The 18574-nt window shown below is 68.5% G+C and carries 13 protein-coding genes and 1 tRNA gene; 9 read left to right on the top strand and 5 right to left on the bottom strand.

Features of this window, described 5'->3' with window-relative positions; translation table 11 throughout:
• Window positions 1-222: 222 nt before the first annotated feature.
• On the top strand, window positions 223-771 hold the full coding sequence (locus tag K2F47_RS26085; RefSeq protein WP_242907940.1) for a YciI family protein: 549 nt from the start codon (window positions 223-225) through the stop codon (window positions 769-771).
• 67 nt (window positions 772-838) lie between these two features.
• Here the strand turns inward: K2F47_RS26085 and K2F47_RS26080 are convergent, their stop codons facing one another.
• The gene (locus tag K2F47_RS26080; RefSeq protein WP_242908790.1) at window positions 839-2305 is read right to left on the bottom strand and encodes a DHA2 family efflux MFS transporter permease subunit; all 1467 of its coding nucleotides are present in this window, start codon (window positions 2303-2305) and stop codon (window positions 839-841) included.
• 96 nt (window positions 2306-2401) lie between these two features.
• On the opposite strand from K2F47_RS26080, the gene K2F47_RS26075 reads away from it, so the two are divergent.
• The 4 genes from K2F47_RS26075 to K2F47_RS26060 all read left to right on the top strand — a co-directional run bounded on the left by K2F47_RS26075 (window position 2402) and on the right by K2F47_RS26060 (window position 5805).
• Entirely contained in the window at window positions 2402-3118 is a 717-nt protein-coding gene (locus K2F47_RS26075) for a TetR/AcrR family transcriptional regulator (RefSeq protein ID WP_242907938.1), read from the top strand.
• A 93-nt stretch (window positions 3119-3211) separates the two neighbouring features.
• Complete coding sequence (locus tag K2F47_RS26070) at window positions 3212-4690, top strand: alpha/beta hydrolase (protein WP_242907936.1); 1479 nt, start codon at window positions 3212-3214, stop codon at window positions 4688-4690.
• A 65-nt stretch (window positions 4691-4755) separates the two neighbouring features.
• Window positions 4756-4831: transfer RNA gene (locus tag K2F47_RS26065), tRNA-Thr, on the top strand.
• Window positions 4832-5397: 566 nt separating this feature from the next.
• Window positions 5398-5805 (top strand): hypothetical protein, encoded by a 408-nt coding sequence (locus K2F47_RS26060; RefSeq protein WP_242907934.1) that lies wholly within the window; start codon window positions 5398-5400, stop codon window positions 5803-5805.
• Between the two features lie 108 nt (window positions 5806-5913).
• Here K2F47_RS26060 and K2F47_RS26055 read toward each other — a convergent pair whose 3' ends face one another.
• Entirely contained in the window at window positions 5914-6627 is a 714-nt protein-coding gene (locus K2F47_RS26055) for a hypothetical protein (RefSeq protein WP_242907932.1), read from the bottom strand.
• A 163-nt stretch (window positions 6628-6790) separates the two neighbouring features.
• Between K2F47_RS26055 and K2F47_RS26050 the strand changes: the two genes are divergently transcribed.
• Complete coding sequence (locus K2F47_RS26050; RefSeq protein ID WP_242907930.1) at window positions 6791-7912, top strand: hypothetical protein; 1122 nt, start codon at window positions 6791-6793, stop codon at window positions 7910-7912.
• A 455-nt stretch (window positions 7913-8367) separates the two neighbouring features.
• Here K2F47_RS26050 and K2F47_RS26045 read toward each other — a convergent pair whose 3' ends face one another.
• Window positions 8368-9606, bottom strand: a complete 1239-nt coding sequence (locus tag K2F47_RS26045) for a S8 family peptidase (protein WP_242907929.1) — start codon at window positions 9604-9606, stop codon at window positions 8368-8370.
• 319 nt (window positions 9607-9925) lie between these two features.
• On the opposite strand from K2F47_RS26045, the gene K2F47_RS26040 reads away from it, so the two are divergent.
• Window positions 9926-12811 (top strand): ATP-binding protein, encoded by a 2886-nt coding sequence (locus K2F47_RS26040; protein ID WP_242907927.1) that lies wholly within the window; start codon window positions 9926-9928, stop codon window positions 12809-12811.
• Window positions 12812-12895: 84 nt separating this feature from the next.
• Here K2F47_RS26040 and K2F47_RS26035 read toward each other — a convergent pair whose 3' ends face one another.
• Window positions 12896-13510, bottom strand: a complete 615-nt coding sequence (locus K2F47_RS26035; protein ID WP_242907925.1) for a dihydrofolate reductase family protein — start codon at window positions 13508-13510, stop codon at window positions 12896-12898.
• Window positions 13511-14147: 637 nt separating this feature from the next.
• Here K2F47_RS26035 and K2F47_RS26030 point away from each other — a divergent pair.
• The gene (locus K2F47_RS26030) at window positions 14148-15224 is read left to right on the top strand and encodes a hypothetical protein (protein ID WP_242907923.1); all 1077 of its coding nucleotides are present in this window, start codon (window positions 14148-14150) and stop codon (window positions 15222-15224) included.
• A 1011-nt stretch (window positions 15225-16235) separates the two neighbouring features.
• Here K2F47_RS26030 and K2F47_RS26025 read toward each other — a convergent pair.
• Window positions 16236-16628, bottom strand: a complete 393-nt coding sequence (locus tag K2F47_RS26025) for a MarR family winged helix-turn-helix transcriptional regulator (RefSeq protein WP_242907921.1) — start codon at window positions 16626-16628, stop codon at window positions 16236-16238.
• A 75-nt stretch (window positions 16629-16703) separates the two neighbouring features.
• On the opposite strand from K2F47_RS26025, the gene K2F47_RS26020 reads away from it, so the two are divergent.
• The gene (locus tag K2F47_RS26020; protein ID WP_372490916.1) at window positions 16704-18179 is read left to right on the top strand and encodes an MFS transporter; all 1476 of its coding nucleotides are present in this window, start codon (window positions 16704-16706) and stop codon (window positions 18177-18179) included.
• The last annotated feature ends 395 nt before the right edge of the window (window positions 18180-18574 follow it).

Raw genomic sequence — 18574 nt, 5'->3', positions numbered from 1 at the left:
TTCCGTCCACGTTTCGTAGTCTCGACCTCGGCAGGGTCCGCTCCCGTCCTCAGCCTTCGCCTCCGCTCTCACCTACGGCTTCGTTGCCAGGTCCGCCCGGGCCCTTCTGACCTGACGCTGCCTCGTGGCTGCCCCGTCGCTCGCTTCCGGCCCTGGCCCGGAGAGCCCGTCCTCAGCCCCTCTGTTCCACTTCGCCCGCTGGCGGGGTGAAGACTGTGGTGCATGGAGTTCTTCTGCTATCACCGCGACCGCACCGATTCCTTGGCGTTGCGCATACGACTGGGGGAGGAGCACTGGTCCTACATGGACGGATACGAGCGGGAGTTGATCGCTCGTGGCCCCACCTACGCCGACGATGACGAGACGCCCACGGGCAGCGTGCACATAGTCGACCTGCCCGATCCCGCTGCCGCACGCGCCTTCGCCTTCGATGAGCCCGGCTATCAGGCCGGCGTCTACCGGGACGTGCTGCTGCGGCGCTGGCGCAACATGCTGGGGCGCACCATGTGGGACTTCCCGGGTGGGCGGACCGGCGGCGACCGGTTCCTCGTACTCGGCCTCGGTCCGGAGAAGGACACAGGCCCGGCCCTCCCGCCCAGCAAGGACGAACTGGTCGCTTTCGGGCCACTGCTGTCCGATGACGGCACCATCTGGCTAGGTACCGCGGTGCTTCTCCGGGCGCCTGATCCGGAAACGGCACGCGCTGTCCTGTCGCCCGACCTGTACGCCGACATCGAGGTCCACAAGTGGGAGTTCGGCGGCCGCCGGTAACGCCGTCGCCGCCCATCATGCAGCGGCGGCGCCACCCGGGTATCCGTCGCCCCACGCCGCCAGGACCTCATGGCTGCGGGCTCTTCGGCTTGCGGGGGACGCTCAGGATCGGAACAAGGGCGACCAGCAGAATCGCGCCGATCCACCAGAAGGTCCCGGTGAAGGCGTCCGACAACAAGGCCGGTGGGTGCCTGGTCGCCTCGCCCAGGTTGCCGCTCGCGCCCGGGATCTTGTCTCGGATGCCGAGTTGCAGGATGACCGCCGACACGGCGGTGCCGAAGGAACTGCCCACGCGGATCACGACGTTCGCGCCGGTCGTCGCGGCGGGCACCGCTTCGCGGGGGAGGCCCTGGTAGCTCATCGCCATCAGGGACGGGCCGATCAAGCCGTGCCCGACGCCGACGACGAACATCGCGCTCATGATCACGGCTCGTCCCGTCGAGGGGTCGAGGGTGGTGAGGACGAGCGCGCCGCACAGGACGACGGCCACGCCGATGGCGGCCAGCCAACGGCCGCCGAATCGGTCGGCGAGCCGTCCGGACACCAGCATCGTGAACATCGCGCCGACACCCAGCGGGGCCAGGAGCCAGCCGGAGTCGAGCGCGGAATCGTCCTGCACGATCCGGGCGAACAGCGGGATCAGGATCATCACCCCGAAGACCGCCACGCTGTAGAGGAAGAACCCGCCGGTCGCGCTGGTGAAGGCGCGTGTGGTCAGCCGCCGGACGTCGATGAGCGCGCCGTCGCCCTTGCGTACGGCATGGACGAGGAACGCGGCGATCAGGACGGCACCGCTGAGCACGCTGCCGAGGAACCGCCCACCCGTGAGGCTGGCGCCATTGCCCGCTTCGGACAACCCATAGACCAGGGCGGCGAGCCCGGGAGACAGCAGCAGCATGCCGAGGATGTCCAGTGCGGCGTCCACGCTCCGCTCGGTGTCGCGCGGGAGCATCCGCCACGCCGCCAGCAGCGCGACCGCGCAGAACGGGACGTTGACGAAGAACATCCACCGCCAGCTCAGATGGTCGACGATCACCCCGCCGAGCAGCGGGCCGAGCGCGGGCGCCAGCATCGCGGGGACCGAGACGATGCTCATCACCCGTCCCATCCGCTCGGGGCCCGCCTCCCGGGCGAGCATGGTCTGCCCGATCGGCATCAGCAGCCCGCCGCCGAGCCCCTGAAGGACGCGGAAAGCGATCAGCGAGGGCACCGACCACGCCACCCCGCACAGCAGCGACCCGCTGATGAACAGCGCGAGCGAGAGCAGCCACATCGTCTTGGCGCCGAACCTCCGCACCGACCACCCCGTCAGCGGGATCGCCATCGACAGCGCCAGCGTGTAGCCCGTCACCACCCACTGGATGGTCGACAACGAGGTGTCGAAGTCCTTGCCGAGCGCGCTGATCGCGACGTTGACGATCGTGCTGTCGAGGACGGTCATGATCGCGCCGAGCACGACGACGACCGCGAGGTTGCGGAGGTGGGGGTCGATCCGCTCCCTGCCGCCGGGGCGGGTGCCCGCTGTGGTGATCATCACGTCCCTTTCCGTACGCCGTATCGCTCACACGCTACACCGTATCCATCAGTCCGTACAGCGTATCGATACGCCGTATCGCGTACGATCATCGTTGTGGCAGGTAATCCCAGGAATCAGCGCGAGCAGCCGCGCGATCTTTGGACAAGTCCAAAGGGTGGTCGCCGCCCGAAACTGACCCGCGAGGCGATCGTCGAGGCCGCGATCAAGCTCGCGGACGCGGAGGGCCTGGAGGCGGTCTCGATCCGCCGCGTCGCCGCCGAGCTGGGGGTCCGCGCGATGAGCCTGTACACCCACATCGACGCGAAGGAAGACCTTCTCGACCTTATGTACGACGAGATCGCCAAAGAGGTCCTCGTCGAGGGGGAGCCGCCGGACGACTGGCGCGCGGCCATGATGGAGATCGCCCACCGGGAACGCGCCGCCGGCCTGCGGCACCCGTGGGTCTTCGAGCTCGCCGGCCGGTCCAGCCGCGTAGGCCCGAACGGCCTCCGGCACGCCGAGCAGTCCCTCGCCGCCGCCGCCCTTCTCACGGACGACCCGGAGGACATGCTGGCCATCATCACCGCCGTGGACTACTTCATGCTGGGCTTCACCGTCCGCGAGCAGCACGTACGGGACCTCGGCGAGAACGGGCTACAGCGCGCCTATTCCAGCATGCTTGAACAGACGTACATCCGTTCTCTGGTGGAAAGAGGCGAGCTGCCCCACCTCAAGCCACTTTTCGAGGCGGGCCTCTACGGTCAGTCCGACTTCGAGCGTGGCCTCAAGTGGATGCTGGACGGCATCGAAAACGAATACGGGGAGAAGTAGCCCTGCGCCGATAGGAAGACGTACCGTATGCGTCAACGTACGGACCGTGACGATGGGACGGGGATCAGGGTGCGGGCAGCAAGGCTCATCGGCGTGGCCACGGTACTGGCGTTGGCGGCGGCCGGATGCAACTCCACCGAGAAGCAGGCCACCTCGGAGGTGAGCCCTCCCACCGGGCTTGGATCGTTCTACAGTCAGCAGCCCTCCTGGAAGGGCTGCGGCGGCAACTTCCAGTGCGCGACCGCCCAGGTTCCCCTGGACTACTCCAAGCCGTCCGGTCAGAAACTGGGGATCGCGCTGATCAGGCTCCCCGCCCGCAACAAGTCCGAGCGGATCGGCTCCCTGTTCATCAACCCCGGCGGTCCCGGTGGATCCGGTGTCGGTTTCGTCCGTCAGGCGGCCGAGGCTTTCGGCTCCGACCTGCGCAAACGCTTCGACATCGTGGGCTTCGACCCCCGCGGCGTCGGCCAGAGCGACCCCGTCCACTGCAACACTGGCCGCCAGCTCGACGCGTTCTTCGCCGCCGACTCGTCCCCGGACGACCCGAAGGAGACCGCCGCCTTCGCCGCCGAGAGCAAGGGGTTCGCCCAGAACTGCGGGGCCAAGGCCGCCTCGGAACTCCCCTACGTCGGCACCGTCAACGCGTCCCGCGACATCGACGTCCTCCGCGCCGCCGTCGGTGACAAGAAGCTCACCTACTACGGCGCCTCTTACGGCACGTACCTGGGCGCCTTCTACGCGCAGCAGTTCCCGTCCAACGTTCGTGCCCTCGTCCTGGACGGTGCCGTGGACCCCACCACGTCGTCCACCGGACTCCTCGTCGAACAGGCCAAGGGCTTCGAGACGGCCTTCCGCGCCTTCGCGGACGACTGCGTCAAGAAGCCGAACTGCCCGCTGGGCACGTCCATGACCGCCGCGCAGGCCAAACTTACTTCCTTCCTTGCGCAGACGGACAAGAAGCCCTTGGGCAACACCCGTGACACGCGTCAGGTCACGGAAGCCCACGCGGTCATGGGCATCGCCTCGGCCCTCTACCTCAAGGAGAACTGGCCCGTTCTACGCCAGGCCCTCGCCCAGGCGTTCCAGAAGTCGGACGGCACGCTCCTGCTGGCGCTCGCCGACCAGATGGTCGAACGACACCCGGACGGCTCCTACAGCAACCAGACCGACGCCAACATGGCCGTGAACTGCGTGGACAAACCCAACCCCGCATCCGCGAAGGCCTACGGCAAGGCCGCCGCCGAAGCCGAGAGGGTCGCCCCCCACTTCGGTGCCTTCGTCGTCTGGGGCGGCCTACCCTGCGTCTACTGGCCCGTCCAGAGCAAGAAGCAACCCACCCCCATCACCGCCAAGGGAGCCAAGCCCATCCTCGTGATCGGTACCCTCCGCGACCCCGCCACCCCGTACAAGTGGGCCCAGAACCTCGCGTCCCAGCTCTCCAGCGGCGTCCTCCTCACCCTCGACGGCGACGGCCACACGGCCTACCTCCAGGGCAACCCCTGCATCACCAGGGCCACCGACGACTACCTGGTCACCACCGACCCTCCGAAGCCCGGGACGATCTGCCGCTGATTAACCAGTGCGCACTCACCCCCCGGCACCCGGTAGACTGCTTCCCGCCGTGCCCCGCACGGCAGGCCGCCTTAGCTCAGTCGGCAGAGCGATTCACTCGTAATGAATAGGTCATCGGTTCGATTCCGATAGGCGGCTCCAGGTCGAAGCCCCCTTGCGATCTCCGCAAGGGGGCTTTGTTAACGGGCTTGCTAACCACAGGGCTGGGGCGCCTCTGACCCGCGTGAACACGTCCGCAGTAGCGGATCGCGAGCGTGTAGACGCGGAGCATGATCGCCGGGTCCGTATGCCCGAGCTGGGCGTCGGCTGCGTGGACGGGGCGCCCGCTTGGGGGAGCGTTGGCGGATGGAGGTGCCGGAAGGTTGCGAACCTGCGGCATGGGGAAGCGGTTGAGCCGGACGCGTCCCCTCGCGGGGCTTGTTAAAGGCCGGGTGGTCTAGGGCATCGGCCAATCCATCGAGTCGGGTCGCCTCGTTCGGTCGCGAGCATGTTGCCGCCTTCCATGGTCCCGCCACTTGACGCCTACGAGGAGGCTTTTGCCTTCTGGACCCTGAGCCAGTCGAGGTAGGCATGGTGGCCCTGGGTGGGTGGTCCTGTAGGCAACTTCTCCGGGTCAAGTGGCTGGGGGCTGCTGGGTTAGTGAAATCGTGATCGCATTGCGGCCTTGATCGCTGAGCTCGGCGATTTATTCTGGCTACGATTCCGGTGTGAAGTTTGCGACATATGGTGCTGTGGCTCTCCTTGTGACCGTCACGGGCGTGACCGGGTGCTCCTCCGGTGACGATAAGCAGGCGGCTGATTGCGCAAAGATTGTGGCCGTACTACGGGCGCCGGGCGAGTTCAGTACAGCGAATCCCACGATGGCGGGGATGTACCAGCGGTCCGCCGACAAGATGCGCGCTGTGCGTGGAGAGATCAAGAGTAAGGAGTTGGTCGCGAAGGCCGACGCTGTGATCAAGGCGTGGGAGAACGAGGCGAAGGACGCCGCGGCCCGCAAGCCGGGAGGCCCGCCTCAGCCGAACGGTTTGAGGGAGGCCTACTTCAAGGCCGAGCAGGATGTCGCCAACACGTGCGGTCCCGTTTTCCCTCGGCCGTCCAACGGGCAAACCCCATAGCTGGACTGATGACCCTGTTCGTGAGAACCCTCGAATAAGGCGGTTCGATTCAGAGGTGCGGCTCCGGTTGGCCCCTCGCGATCGCTTGCGAGGGGCCTTGTGCCGTCGCTATCGCAGGTTTACGTAGTCGTCGCGGTACACCTTGGCGTAGGACGCTGAACCGGGGTAGTAGGCGCGCCAGGTGCCGGACTTGGTCGCCTTGAAGCCCTTGCGGAAGAGCCCGTTGCGGTCACCGCGAGCGCTGCCCAGGTAGGTCCACTTGGTCGAGCCCTTGGGGCGGAAGTAGAAGTACATCTTCTGCTGGACGAAGTGGTGCCACTTGTCGGTGTAGCGGTAGAGCATTCCCTGAAGGGTGACCGTGCCGCCCTTCCGCACCGGCTCGGGTGACGCGTTGTAGTCGAGGATTCGCGTGAGGTACCGGACGTCGACGTAGTCGGACGGCCCCGCCGTCGTCGCGTAGTCGCTGCCGTCGCCTTGGACGGCCACGCGCCAATATCCGTCGTGGTACGCCGTGCCGGTCGCCGTGAAGCGGCCCTGTTCGTCCGTCGACGTGAGCGCGCTCTTGTTGCTCCAGGACTTCTTGTCGGTGGAGAACTGGAGCCGGAACGAGGCGTAGGGGGCTGGAGCCCGGCTTCCGTCCTCTCGCACAATCAGGATCTGACCACGCCCGGTGACGGTTCCGGTGTATGCGACGGGTTCCGGGGCGGCGTCAAAGCCCGTGACGGTGACCTGGAGTGGGGTGGCCGCGTCGGCGGTCGTGAGTGGTGTCAGTGCGACCATGACGGCGGCGGACGCGGACAGGGCCGTGAACGGCAGGCGCAAAGGGACCTCCTGGAGGGTGGGCGGCTGTAGAAATGACGATCATGGACGTGGGGTGGTTGTCATGCCCGGGAGCCGGAGATAGTCACGATTCGGCCACGCCGTCCGATCGAGGTTTGAAACAGAGTGGCTGGCAGGGATTGAGGCGATTCTCTATAGTGACTGCGTGTCGCTCATTTCGCATTTGAGCTTCGGTAAACTCGGGGATTGGTGCGCCGAGCGGTTCACCGGATCGGTCGAGGTCGCCCAGCGGGTGAGCATCGAGACAAAGGGCCAGGAGATCGTGCGGCCCGAGGCGCCGGCGGGCAGGCGGCAGTGGGCGCGGGTCGACCGAACGTTCGCCCTTCGGGTGGCGGCTCTGGTGCAGCCCGCGCCGCCGTACTCGGCGCTGTACGGGCTCGTCCGCACCGGCCTGGTGAGGCCCGAATGGGGGCACTGGCAGGCCGCGAGGTATCCGACGCATATTCGGCTGGCGGCCGCCGAGCGGGCCCGGGCGCTGGACCTCCGGCCGACACCGACGGGATGGCTGGACCTGACCGGTCAGCGCAGCGTCGAGATCCCTCTCGGTGATGACAGGTTGTCGAAGTTCAAGTCTTTTCATGGACTCATGTCCGAGCCGATGCTGGGCGATTTCTTCGAGCGCTCTCGTGCCTATCTCGCGATGCACGCGCCTCTCGGCCAGCTCGGCGCGGAGAAGGGCGTCGTGCGGCTGTGCTGGCTGCTGTCGATGCTGGAGTACCTCTACCGCAACAACCCCATTGACGAGCACATCTACCAGCTCCTCCGGGACGGGACGCCGACGGTCGAGCAGTTGCACGCCACAGCTGACGAGGGCACCGTCGCCGAGGTGGTCGCGTTGGTGCGAAAGCTTCATACCTCTGGCGGCCTGGCCGAGATGCGCCGCCTGGCCGGGAATCCTCCGCCGGGGCGGCCGTGGGGCATTGCCCGGCCGGTCTTCGCCTCGTACTGGGCGGACAACGACGTCCTCGTCGGCGGGCCAGACGGGACGACGCTGATCGACGTCAGCTCCGTTGGCCACACCAACAAACTGCGCCAGTCGCAGCGCTGGATATGGCGGCTTCTTGCCTGTGCGTGGCTCGACACCTCCGACGTCTATCGGATTCGCAACGTCGCGATCTATTTCGCCCGGCACGGCGTCCTCGTCGCCTGGCCGGTCGAAGCCCTGGCGGAGGCGTTGCTCGAAGGTGACGATCTGATGTCTGCTCGGCGCGAGTTCTTGGCCTTGGCGGACGATCTGGGCGGTCGGGCCGTCCCGTCGGCTGGCTGAACCGTCCGGTCAACGTTTCGGCATGACGGGCGTCCTGGGGTGACAGAATGCCGCTGCCGTGGGCACCGGGTGGCCGTAGCCGGCCATCGTGCGGATCGCGGGCTTGGGCAGGGTGGCGGGCCGCGTCCTCGACCTGGGCCGCGGCACCGGGGAGCACGCGCTGCTCGCCGCCGATGTTATTGGGGCGACCCGGGCCGTGTCCGGCTCGCCGTGATCAGGCGTGAGTGAGCAGGCCCCGCGGTCGAGGGTCTCGCGGCGAAGCCGCAGACAAGAGGCCCATCGCGGGCGTTCGCGATGGGCCTCCCTACCGGAGCGGGCTACGCGTACGCCACGTCCATCGCCCTCCTCATGCTGGGAGCGTGACCGCTGGGGAGCGGGACGTGGCCTGGCGGGTTCGTGGAATCGTGGACGGCGAGCGCCGTCCTAACGCCCGTTATCCGGCGTCCTTGCGTCTGCTAACGGCGCGCTGCCAGCCTGGCGAGGGCGGTAACGTTCAGTAGCAGGTTCGGGGAGCCGCTGCCGGCGTCGGAGACGACGCCGGGCTGGGCCGCCCTGACCACGGCGTTCCGCGACTCCTGAGGCGTCGCGTTGGGGTGTCCCTCCAGGTAGAGGGCGAGTGCTCCGGCCGCATGCGGGGTGGCCATGGACGTTCCGCCCAGCACCACCTCGCCGGTGTCGGACTCGTTGTCCGCCGAGACGATGTCGCCGCCCGGCGCGAACAGGTCGATGCAGCGGCCGTAGTTGGAGAAGTAGGACCGCCGGTCGCCCTCGTCCGTCGAGCCGAGGGTGACGGCCTCGGCCACGTCGCTCGGTGCGTCGCAGCCGTTCCGCGAGTCGTTGCCCGCGGCGATCGCGAACTGGATGCCCGCGCGGATGGCGCCGCGCGTCGCCTCACGGAACGCCTGCGGTTCCGGGGCGGGCGGGTCCGAGCCGATGCTCATGTTCCCGATGGCCGGTTTGTGAGCATTCTTCGCGACCCACTCCAACCCCTGGATGGCGTAGCGGTCGGGGGAGTAGCCGTCACAGTCCAGGACACGGACAGCGACGATCTTGACGTCCTTCGCGACGCCGTGCTGCTCACCGCCGACGGTGCCCGCGACGTGCGTGCCGTGGCCGTGGCAGTCCTGCGCGGTGGTGTCCTTGTCGACGAAGTCGTAGCCGTCGGAGGCCCTGCCCTCGAACGTCCGATGGCTGATGCGGACACCCGTGTCCAGGACGTAGACGGTGACGCCGGTGCCGGTCCCCGGGTAGGCGTACGTGCGGTCCTGCCTACCGTCGACGCGGTCCAGCCCCCAGGAAGGGGGGTTGGGCTGCGTACCGGGCCCGGCCGTGTGCACCATCACCGACTTCTGCACGTAACGTACGGCCGGGTCGGCGGCCAGGCGCCGCGCCTGCTCGGCGGTCATGTCGGCGGCGAAGCCGCGCAGCACGGCGCTGAAGACGCTCGCGACGGAGCCGCCGTGACGGCGCACCAGGTCCTTGGCCTGCGCGGACACCGGGGCTGCGGCGTCCGGTGCGAGGGACGTCGCGCCCTTGAGGGCCACGATGTACTGGCCGTCGACCGTGCCGGGCGCGTCCGCGTTGATCACGACGCCCTCGGCGGCTTCGGCCGGGACGCCGAGGCCGCCGATCAGCAGCATGGCGACCGCCGCCGTCGTCGTCGACCGTCTTCGGCTCCTGCGGGTCGTTCTCATTCTCGCCTCCTTGATCTGTGGTGGGGAACCGGCCCTGAGCCGGTCCGGGGGGACCACCACCGATAGATTCTGGCCAAGAATGGATAATCCGCTGGATTGTGGTCAAAACTATCCATAATCGGGCGTGCGGTAAGGCATGAGTCACCATCAATGCCTTGACTATGACTCTGTGTAATCGAGAGCATGGTGCCTCGATCGAAACTGTGCCGCGTCGGTGACGGCGGTGGGCGGAACCGGCGTCCGAGACCGATGGGTCACAGGCGGCTGAGCCGGGCCCGGACGTCGCTGTCAGGGAGTCACCACACCCGGGGAGGCCGCGGTGGAGGTGGATCGGCGGAGCGGCGCACCTCGGCCCGCGCTCCACCGGGCCATCTTCTGCGTGGACATCGAGGGCTTCGGCGACTGGCGGCGTACCAACGCCGACCAGCTCACGGTGCGTGCCGCGCTCTACGCCGCGCTGCGGCGGGCTTTCACGCGGGCGGGCGTCGCATGGGACGGCGACGAGATCTACCGCGAGGACCGCGGCGACGGCGCGCTCATCCTCGTCTCGCCCGAGGTCCCGAAACACCTGTTGGCGGCGGTGGTCCCGCAGGCCCTCGCGGACGAGTTGGCCGAGCACAACAGGCATGCGGAGCCGCAGGTCCGGCTGCGGGTGCGCGTCGCGCTGCACGCCGGGGAGGTGCACCGCGACGACCACGGCGTCGCCGCGACCTCGATCAACTTCAGCTTTCGCCTGCTGGAGGCCGCGCCGTTGAAGGAGGCGCTGCGTGAATCGTCGGGGACGCTCGTCTTGATCGCCTCCGAATGGTTCTACACGGAGGTCGTCTGGCATGACCGGGCGGACGCCGCGCTCTACCGGCGCGTCCTCGTCTCGGTCAAGGAGACCCGGGCGCACGCGTGGATCTGCCGTCCGGACGACCCTTACCCGCCGCAGGACGAGGCGCCGGTGCGGATCGTGGCGCCGGGCGGTGAGGCATCCGTGCCGACCGGGGCATCGCGGGACGGGGCGCCGGGGCCGACTCGAACGCCGCAGAATGAGGCGACGGTGCCGACCGGGATGTCGCGGGACGAGGCGTCCATGCCGACTGCGGCGCCAAGCGATGAGGCGTCCGTGTCGAGTGCGGCGGCGCGGGACGGGGGGCCCGGGCCGAGCGGGGCGCCGCAGGTCGCCGTCCCGCGGCAGCTTCCCGCCGCCATCTCGGGGTTCGCCGGGCGGGCGGAGGAGCTGAAGTCCCTGGCGCTGCTCCTGGAGCAGGCGGCCATGGGCGGTACCGTGGTGATCTCCGCGATCCAGGGCACGGCGGGCATAGGGAAGACCACGCTCGCGGTGTACTGGGCCCACCAGGTGACAGATCACTTTCCCGACGGCCACCTCTATGTGAATCTGCGCGGCTTCGACCCGAGCGGGACGCCGATGACGTCCGCCGAGGCCGTCCGGGGCTTCCTCGACGCTTTCCAGGTACCTCCGGAGCGCGTGCCCGTCAGCCTCGACGCGCAGGCCGCCCTGTACCGGAGCCTGCTCGCCGGACGCCGGGTACTGGTGCTCCTCGACAACGCCTACGACAGCGACCATGTCCGGCCGTTGTTACCCGGATCGCCGGGCTGCCTCGCGATGGTGACCAGCCGTAACCGGCTCACCAGTTTGGTTACCGCCGAGGGCGCCCGGCTGTTACCGCTCGACTTACTCTCCCCAGACGAAGCCCGTGAGCTGCTGGCCCACCGTCTCGGCACCGAACGGTTGGAGGCCGAACCCGACGCGGTCGGGGAGATCGTCGAGATGTGCGCGCGGCTGCCGCTGGCCCTGGCGATCGTCGCGGCGCGCGCCACGGCGCATCCCCGTTTTCCGCTCTCGGCGCTGGCCCGGGAGTTGCGCGAGGCGCAGGGCGGCCTCGACGCCTTCGAGGACGGGGAGCTCGCCACCGACGTCCGGGCGGTGCTGTCGTGGTCCTATCGGGCGTTGAGCCCGGGCGCGGCGCGGCTGTTTCGCCTGGTCAGCGTCCATCCCGGGCCGGACATCGACCCGCGCGCGGCGGCGAGCCTCGCGGGCGAGGAGCTTCCCGTCGCGCGGCGCCTCCTCGCCGAGCTGTCCCGGACGCACCTGCTGGAGGAGTCCTCGCCCGGACGGCTCCGCTTCCACGACCTGCTGCGCGCCTATGCCGCCGAGCAGGCCCTCCGCGAAGACGACGAGGGCGATCGGCGCGACGCGCTGGAACGGGTCCTCGACCACTACCTGCACACCGGAATCGCCGCCAACCAGCGGCTCTACCCGCATCGAGTGCCGATCGCCCTGGACGAGCCGCACCACGGCGTGACGCTGTTTCCCGTCGCCGATCCCGACCAGGCCATGGCGTGGTTCACGGCCGAACGCGCGCCGCTCCTCGCCGCCATCGAGCACGCCGCCGCGCACGGGTTCGACGTCCACGCCTGGCAGCTCTCCTGGACGCTCGCCACCTTCTTCGACCGCCAGGGACACTGGCACGACGCCGTCACCGCGCAGCGAACGGCCCTCGCGGCGGCCACCCGGCTCGGCGACCGCGTCGCACAGGCGCGCACCCACCGCCAGCTCGGCCGTGCCCACGCTCGCCTCGGGCAGCCCACGGAGGCGGCCGTGCATCACGAGCACGCTCTGAGTCTGTTCCAGGAATTGGGCGACAGCGTTGGGCAGGGTGTCACTCATCTTACGTTGAGCACCATTTATGGACGGCATGGCCGCAACGCTGAAGCGCTCGTTCATGCCCAGCGAACATTGGAGTTGTCCCGCGCTGCGGATAATGCCGTCTGGCGTGCGCGCGCACTGAATTCTCTCGGCTGGAATCATGCGCTGCTCGGCGGCCACGAGCGTGGCCTGGAATATTCTTTACAGGCCCTTCGGCTGCATCTGGAGTTCGGTGATCGGGTCGGTGAGGCGGCCAGCCTCGACAGTCTCGGTTATGCCTACCACGGGCTGGGACGGTATGAAGAGGCCGTTGACCATTATCTCCGGTCGATTCGCCTCTGGCGTGAACTGGACGGCCCCTATGAGGCGGCCGACGCCCTGAACCGTCTAAGTGAAACCCATTCGGCGCTGGGCGACGTGGCCGCCGCGCGTGACTGCCTGCTCGAAGCCCTCGCCATCTTTGAGGAACTCCGCCATCCCGACGCCGCCACGACGCGCGACCGGCTTAGGCTGCTGGGACTCGAGCCGCCGCCGCCCGCCTTGACGTGACGGTCGATGCATGCGGCGGGGGCGCAGCGCATTGCACACACCTTCGCGGAAGTGCAAAGCGCTGCGGCTTTCCGGTCTTAATGGTTATTCGGCGTCGGGCAGGTGAGCCTTGGCGTCGTCATAGGTCGCCTGCTCGGCTGATTCGGCAGGGGCGTAGATGAGGTTGAGTACGCCTGTGTCGAAGGTTTCCGAGGAAATCAGCTTCAGCGGGATCGGGGCCTCGCCCTCGTCGAACAACCGCATCCCCCTGCGTACGGCGATCGGGTGCACCAGCAGGCGCAACTCATCGAGCAGCCCGGCACTCAGTAGGCTGCGAATGATCGAGACCGACCCGGGAATGGAGATGAAGCCGTCTCCCGGCTCGTTCTTCAGGGCGGTGACCGCCTCAATGAGATCGCCCTGGAGTTGCTCGGAATTGCGCCAGGTGAACTCCAACCGCTGGTTGGACACCACGATCTTCCGGACGTCCCCCAGCACCTTGGCGAACTCGGCGTCCTCCCCGCCCGCCGTCTCGCGATCCGGCCAGGCACCCGCGAAGCTGTCGTAGGTCTTGCGTCCGATCAGCATCGTGTCCGCCCCGACCATGCTGTCGGTGACCGCCACACCCATCTGGGCGTTGAAGTAAGGGAAGTGCCACTGGTCAGGCGCCTCCACGACGCCGTCGAGCGAGATGAACAGGCCCGCGATGATCTTCTTCATGATGGGTCTCCCTGCGTGCCGTCGATGTGCTCTATCCCTGTTGGACCTTTCGGGCCGACCGAACTCATCGGTGAACCCGTAGCCGGTTCGACTCGCCTCCGCTGCGCCGTCCCCTGGTCGGTTGGGCGCCGCTCGTCGGGATGAGACGCTATCGGCGTACCGTCCGACATGCGGAATCGTGCCCTGCTGACGACCCACGCCGACGTTCTCGTGGCTGACCACCTTTGTGGCCGCCCGTATCGGGCGAGGGGCGAGAGCGTCCGTGGTGTGGACGACGAGAGTGTTCTTTGGCGGACGACTTCGGCACGTCTCATCCGTCCCAAACCGGTCGAGACGTCACCCACCCGGGCGGGTCTATCCCTCCCTCGCGACGTCACGGTCCATTAATGCAGAACCCGGCGGACCCCATAGGACCGGGGCTATGCGGCCAGGTCATGCCTAGGCGACAGCCGTGCGGAGCGGGGCCGGGCTTTGGCTGAATTGGCCATGTGACGAAGGTCATGCGGGGAGTTAGGGTCTGGGAAAAGCTGATCTTGGGGTGGTCGTGGAAACTCTGGACATTGACACGGTGCGGGACGAGGCGGAGTCCGCCCTGCGGGCCTGGCACGCATACGAGGTGGCCCGTGGATGCGCGCCGGTGATCGATTTTGACTGCCGTCCCGTGGACGCGGAGGTCGAGCCCGCGCGCAGCCGACTCGACGTCTACCGACGGTTGATCGAGCTGAGGGAGCGCGCCGACGGCGTGGAGTCCCTGGTCCGACGCCTCGACGCGGACATCGCCTACCTCGGCGCCCTGCTCGGCGAACACCGTCCGCTGGCCGAATACGTGCAGGTCACGCAGGGGTGCGGGGCCGCAGGCTGGGCGGCGGAGTACGTCACCGCGACAGGCGAGCGGGCCCGCGCCGCCCTTGCGGATCTCGGCGTCGGCTGGGGCGCGGCGACCGACACCGAAATGAACGAGGCGGAGGGGCCGCTCGACCTCGACGCGGCACCCGAGGCCATCCGCCGGGCCAGCGACCGGTTCGAGCCCGCCGTCCGCAAGGCGACCGGCAGCACCGCGCCGTTCGAACTCGACATCGAGACCGCCGACGTGGACGCGTACTGGGCGTACTGGCTCGATGGTGCGGGGAACCGCGTCCGGCTGAGGCTGAACCTGCGGAACGCCGTTTTCACCGAGGTCGGCGCGCGGCGGTTCGCCTTCCACGAAGTCCTCGGGCACGGCTTGCAGAGTTCCAGCTGGACCGAAACGGTGAAGGGCTCGGTGCCGTGGGTGCCGCTCATGTCCGTCCACGCGTTGCAGCAGGTACTCCTGGAGGGGCTGGCCCAGACGCTGCCGCTCTTCATCTCCCCGGACGATCAAGCCCTCGTCGCCCGGATCCGGCTCGATCACTACATCCAGCTCGTCCGGGCCGAACTGCACGTCGGCCTGGACGACGGTGTGCCGATCAGGGACCTCGCCGACCACGCCCGGCACCGCGTCCCGTGGTGGAAGGAGGCGGTGATCGCCGACGCGCTGACGGACCGGCGCGATCCCCAACTGCGCACCTACCTGTGGTCCTATCCGGCCGGTATCGACTGGTTCGTCCACCTCGCGGACGCCGACCCCGCCACCCAGGCCGAGGTACTCCGTGCGGCCTACTCGACACCCTTGACCCCGGCCGACCTGGTCTCCCTCTGGCCCGACGGTCCCACCATCGGGGGTCCCGGCCGCTAAGCCGTGACGCCTTTTCGGAGCCACGCGTCGCGGCGAGCGTCATGGACCGTTCGCGGAGTCATCGCAGCTCTCTAGACGGATGCGCCTGTGGCTGAGTCGGCGCGATGGCGCGTCGGCGCGCTCCATGACGCGGTGGGTGGGCACTCGGACCGGAGCCGCGAGTCGTGTTGTGGTAGCCGACCAGGGGTCTGATGCCTGCCCCAGGCCAACCACCCGTACTTGTCGTGGTCAGGGCGGCGCTCGACGAGCGGACGGCCAAGCCGCCAGCGCCGCCACCTGACCCAGCCTCGCACCTGGCCCCGGCCCCGCGTCTGGCCCCGGCCCCGCACCTGACCCCGGGCCTGCGTTTGTCTCTGGGCCTGCGCCCAGACCCCGGCCACGCGTCTCACCCGGAGGGCGCTGTTCGGCCTCCGGGTCCGCTGGCTACCGGGCCGCTGTCCCACTCCGGGCCCGTGGCTACCCAGGCCGTCCGTCCGGCCTCGGGCCCTGAACGCGGCGTCGGCTGCCTCAAGCAGTGGCGCGGTACCGCCACTTGGCTTCGACGGGACGGTCTGCCGTTACCAGGCCGCCACCTCGGCCGACTCCATGATCGTTTTGGCTGGACGTCGAACGACAGGTGCCTTCAGCGCAGTGATGCACTCGTGCAGGGCTTCGCACGCCGGCTCCGCCCAGTGGGCCAAGGGCGCCGCCTCCCTGCCATCGTCCTAGCCGCGCGTTCGAACCCGCGCGGTCTGAATTCGTGTGCTCTGCGCGCGGGCTTGTCGGGAACTCGGCGGCGGGCTGACGGACCGTGTGAAGCGGCGGGCGCGCCAGAGTGTGCGCACGGCCGTCCACAGCTCACAGCTCCGCTCTGGATCAATGCGTGATTCAGAGGACGCGGGGTCCTGCGATACGTAGTCGCCTGGCGCCGGGACGGCCTGGTGGAGGTCGCCCGGCGGTCGCTGGCGCTCGGGTGTTCGAGGGCCCGGTTGGAGCCGCGCCAGTTCAGGTGTGGCTGCGCTGGGGGGGCGGTCAGCCGACCGGTTCTGGGACGGGCGCGAGATGCTTGGCTAGGACTGCCAGGTGGGTCTTCCTCGCCTGGGCGTGGCACTTGCGGCCGGCTTCGGTGACCTCGACGACGACGCCACGGCGGTCTGACTCGCAGAGGCCGCGCTGCACGAGGCCGTGCTTCTCCAGGCGGGCGACCGTCCGGGAGAGCGCACTCTGGCTGAGGTACATCTCGGCCGCGACCTCCTGCATGCGGCGCTTCTCACAGTCGGCCTCGACGAGGCGGTCGAGTGTCTCGAACTCGCTCATGGTCAGGCCATGGGCCTCGTGCAACGTGCGATCGAGATCACACGCGACGGTGTTGTAGCAGGTCGACAGCGATCGCCACCGCCCGACCAGAGCAGCGTTCGACTCCATGCCGCGCATCCTAGCATGCGTGCGCATCAGATGCATCGGAATTAAATTCCACAGAATTTAGTGCGTAGACATTTGATGCACGTGCATGTACTGTCCTACGACGTGACTATCACCGACACCTCACCTGCCTCCGCTGTCCGTGCGCCGGCAACCGGCGCTCCGGCCGAACAGACCTGGACTCCCCGGCTGTGGGGAGTCCTCGCCGTCCTCTGCGCCGTGCTGTTCCTCGACGGACTCGACGTCTCCATGGTGGGCGTCGCGCTGCCGTCGATCGGGTCCGAGCTCGGCCTGTCGACCACCTCGCTTCAGTGGATCGTGAACGGCTACGTCCTCGGCTACGGCGGACTTCTCCTGTTGGGCGGACGGACCGCCGACCTGCTCGGCCGCCGCCGGGTCTTCCTGGCCGCGCTGGCGGTGTTCGCCGTCGCGTCCCTGATCGGCGGGCTGGTGAACGATGGCACGCTGCTCATCGTCACCCGATTCGTGAAGGGCCTCGCCGCCGCGTTCACCGCGCCTACGGCCCTGTCCATCCTGACCACCACGTTCCATGAGGGACCAGCGCGCAACAGGGCGTTGTCGGTCTTCTCGGTCTTTGGCGCCAGCGGCTACTCGTCCGGGCTGATCCTGGGCGGGCTGCTCACCAGCTTCGGCTGGCGCTGGACGTTCCTGACGCCCGTTCCGCTCGCTTTGATCGCGCTCGTCGCGGGCATCGCGCTGATCCCGCGTGACAAGCCGTCCGCCGACGGCGGCCACGATCTTGTCGGTGCCGTCACGTTGACCGGGGGCATGCTGCTGGCGGTCTACACCGTCGTGTCGGCGCCGGACCGGGGCTGGCTCGACCCGGTGACCCTCGGCTCGGTCGCGGTCGCGGCGATCCTGCTCGCCGGGTTCGTCATCACCGAGAACAAGGTGAAGCACCCCCTGATCCGCCTCGGCATCCTGCGGATCGGCTCGATCGTCCGCGCCAACCTGAGCATCGTCGCGCTCTTCGGGTCCTACCTGAGCTTCCAGTTCATGATGACCCTGTACCTCCAGGACGTGCTCCACTGGTCGCCGCTGAAGATGGCCATGGCGCTGCTGCCCGCCGGACTTCTGGTCGCCTTCGGTTCCCCGTTCGTCGGCCGCCTCATCGACCGCTACGGGACGTCGCCGCTGATCTTCAGTTCGATGCTGTCGCTCAGCCTCGGCTATGTCTGGTTCCTGGCGACCGCCGGTGACACGCCGCACTACGCGTTCACCATCCTGCCGACGATGCTCCTGCTGGGTGGCGGCTTCGCGTTCGGGTTCAGCTCGATCATGGCGCAGGCCACCGACGGCATCGACGACTCCGAGCAGGGGCTCGCCTCCGGCCTGGTGCAGACCTCCGGCCAGGTCGGCGCGGCCCTGGTGCTCGCCGTCGTCACCGCCCTGGTCGCGGGTGGCGCGCACAGCGGCGGCGGGGACTTCGGCGAGTTCCACCCCGGAGTCAACCTCGTCAGCGGCGTCGCGGTCGTGGGTCTAGCCCTCAACCTGATTCCCCTTCTTCGTCGTCACCGCCCGAAGCACGGCTGAAAGATCACCCCGGTAGTCCTTCGCTTCGGAGGACATCCACGGGGGCGTCCTCCGGCCGGGGGGACCGGATGATCGCGGGGGCGTCCTCCATCCAGGAGGGCGCCCCTTCGTGCTGCACCCGCCATTTCTGCACGGCAGAGTTGATCGACAGTGCAGACCGACCGGGTGAGACCTGGCGAGACCTGGCGGATCCGCGACCGGGCGCATGCCGCGGTCGTCTGCACCGCTGGGTCGGCGCCGGGGATGGGTGAGACCGGCTAGACCGCTGCCGCCTTCACCGCTGATGTCCAACGACACCTGGTGGGACGAGCCGCTGACCGACCGATAGGAACGCCTCTGCCAGACCGCCGACGACCTGGCCGACTGGGAGGACACCGTGGTCACGATGGCGATCA

Origin of the sequence: Actinomadura terrae, assembly GCF_022751215.1 — a bacterium.
In the GTDB taxonomy this organism is placed as follows: domain Bacteria; phylum Actinomycetota; class Actinomycetes; order Streptosporangiales; family Streptosporangiaceae; genus Spirillospora; species Spirillospora terrae.
The sequence above is the reverse complement of the archived record's forward strand: the minus strand, read 5'-3'. Positions and strand labels throughout refer to the sequence as shown.

Bases quoted from the DNA above. Each gene is read 5' to 3' on its own strand.
- K2F47_RS26085 (WP_242907940.1), top strand. From the start codon at position 223: ATGGAGTTCTTCTGCTATCACCGCGACCGCACCGATTCCTTGGCGTTG.
- K2F47_RS26080 (WP_242908790.1), bottom strand. From the start codon at position 2,305: ATGATCACCACAGCGGGCACCCGCCCCGGCGGCAGGGAGCGGATCGAC.
- K2F47_RS26045 (WP_242907929.1), bottom strand. From the start codon at position 9,606: ATGAGAACGACCCGCAGGAGCCGAAGACGGTCGACGACGACGGCGGCG.
- K2F47_RS26035 (WP_242907925.1), bottom strand. From the start codon at position 13,510: ATGAAGAAGATCATCGCGGGCCTGTTCATCTCGCTCGACGGCGTCGTG.
- K2F47_RS26025 (WP_242907921.1), bottom strand. From the start codon at position 16,628: ATGGAGTCGAACGCTGCTCTGGTCGGGCGGTGGCGATCGCTGTCGACC.
- K2F47_RS26020 (WP_372490916.1), top strand. From the start codon at position 16,704: ATGCACGTGCATGTACTGTCCTACGACGTGACTATCACCGACACCTCA.